Source organism: Chitinophaga sp. (assembly GCF_036566945.1).
Taxonomy (GTDB): Bacteria; Bacteroidota; Bacteroidia; order Chitinophagales; family Chitinophagaceae; genus Chitinophaga.
In genome coordinates, this window is sequence record NZ_DATCVJ010000552.1 from 1 (window position 1) to 2,068 (window position 2,068).

Here is a 2,068-nt window from a genome sequence, read left to right on the forward strand (position 1 = left end):
TGAACCATTTCATTGGCTACAGAGAACTCATAAAAACAACCCTGAGTATCTTCAACTACAATATCCCAGCCATGAATCCTTGGCCGAGCTTGAATTTTGGCTACAGGGATATCGGGAAACGTCTTCTTAAAGAAGTAATGCCCGACATCCAATACGCGTTCCCGATCCAAGCTATTAGTTGCGTTAGACACTACGCACCTCTACGAATCGTTTAATAAGAGTCACAACATCCGCGACGGTTGCGGCAGTTGGAATTGTCCATACTGCACGAGTCTTGCCCAAGTTAGCTGGATCCATTTCAAGAGGGCCAATCTTCCTAGAAGTTGAGCCATCATGATTATGGTCACCCGGACTAGCTTGGGTTCTTTTATTGCCCAAAGTATGGTGCAGGCTTCTTACACTAAGGTCAGTATCTGCACGCTGGTGAAGCTTACGAGAATCTACAGGATTACTATCGGACCACTTAGAAGCATCGTTGTCTGTATTGTAATCCTGACCAAAACTATCAGTAGGCCGCGGGAACTTACTTACACCGAAATTTGCGGGCCTAAGAGTGTTCTCATCATCACTCACAATAGTTCACCCTTAATCGTGCCAAGAGTTTGATTGGCTACAGGGGTGCCGGCCTCAATAGCGAGCTGGCTTAGTTCAACTGCAAGACTATTAAGAGTATTCGGGTCGCGCACGTGCTTCTGAATAGCTTCCAACACTCGACCGATAAGAAGCCTAATATTGATCTGGTTATCCTGGTCCGGATTGTAACGACCAGTCAATTCGTAGTAAAGCTTAATGCTTGCAGTATTGCCTTGCTGAACTCCACGCATAAGTCCCATATGGGCTTCGTGGGTGGAATTCTGAATTAGTACCTCGGAACGCATCCGCATGTATTCTGCGAAGGTAGCATTCTGCATCCACTGTGCATATTCTTCGGTACTAACGCCAATATCCCTCAGCTTCTTTTCATTTGACCTTCTATCAGTCAAATTCATCATTACAGAAGCTGCTGCCATTTGTCGTGCCGTAAGTACACCATTTTCGGCTACAGGGATTCCCCGAGAATCCATAGACGCGATAAATCGAGGGTCCTTCTTAAATTCCTGTAGCGCCACATTGTTAAACTGCGGATTCTTCTTGGTGAACTTAATATGTTCAAGGATATCATCATCACGAGGAATCGCGCCAGTCGTACTATGTACTCTTTCGATAAAGAGAACGATATCCAACTGCCACGGTTCGAAATACTTAATCTCAGTGTCGGGCATCCGTAATACCTACCTTATAGGCCAGTTCGGCAACAATAAATGCATCACAGCACTTATATGTACACCTGTAGCCCCAGTTACCGAGATCGGTTTCCCATACGTGCTGATGGTTAAGCATGAACTTCTCTTCGCGTCGGATGTAGTAATCCGACTTCTTAATGTAGAACCAATCCCCGAATATACTCATCCACCTGCGAATAGTTCTGAACATTAACGTTCACCTGTCTTAAACCCCACCCCAATAAGGTTCATCTGAGTAAGAACCTTCTTAAGGCTGTTAGGCATTGTAATTGTCTGACCATCTTCATAATCGGCTACAGGGGAAGGGTGAAGGCACATATCTACGCAGAAAGAATGCGCAGTCTCCCAATAATCCCGACGCCAGTTAGTGAAAATCTTGTGGTAACGCATAACGTCTGGTTGACGCATACGATCGAAATCTGTAACGTCAATGGGCCGAAGAATCTTATCCATCTTTGCAGATTCTCGCTTCTGCCACTGCCATTCCTTATACAGCTGCATAACGCCCGCGTTCGTAACGTGCTGATTGTCAGGACGGTTACGGTTAATAGTACTGGTAGTCCAGTTAAGAAGAGCTTCACTCGGCTTATCGTAAAGACCCTGTTCTGCACGGGAAATATACTGCCTAGAAACACCCAACTTACGAGCAAGACCAGTAGTGGAAAGAAGAGACAAACTACGCGCAGTAGAAATAGGATTCATCTTAACTAACTCCAAATTCCAATATAGAACAAAGCTGGTTGACACGCTTTGCTCCCCCACTGAAATAATAGGTGGTTTACAGG

Annotated in this window: 3 protein-coding genes; all 3 read right to left on the reverse strand. The window is 45.2% G+C overall.

Annotation, left to right across the window (positions count from 1 at the left end; genetic code table 11):
* Window positions 1–569: 569 nt before the first annotated feature.
* Entirely contained in the window at window positions 570–1,262 is a 693-nt protein-coding gene (locus VIP81_RS16805; protein ID WP_331963309.1) for a phBC6A51 family helix-turn-helix protein, read from the reverse strand.
* On the reverse strand, window positions 1,249–1,473 hold the full coding sequence (locus tag VIP81_RS16810) for a hypothetical protein (protein WP_331963312.1): 225 nt from the start codon (window positions 1,471–1,473) through the stop codon (window positions 1,249–1,251). Before VIP81_RS16810 ends, VIP81_RS16805 begins: the two co-directional genes overlap by 14 nt.
* Window positions 1,473–2,068, reverse strand: a 596-nt coding sequence (locus VIP81_RS16815) for a helix-turn-helix transcriptional regulator (protein ID WP_331963315.1), incomplete at its 5' end; no start/stop codon positions are given. The genes VIP81_RS16815 and VIP81_RS16810, both read right to left, overlap by 1 nt.

Bases quoted from the DNA above. Each gene is read 5' to 3' on its own strand.
- VIP81_RS16810 (WP_331963312.1), bottom strand. From the start codon at position 1,473: ATGTTCAGAACTATTCGCAGGTGGATGAGTATATTCGGGGATTGGTTC.
- VIP81_RS16805 (WP_331963309.1), bottom strand. From the start codon at position 1,262: ATGCCCGACACTGAGATTAAGTATTTCGAACCGTGGCAGTTGGATATC.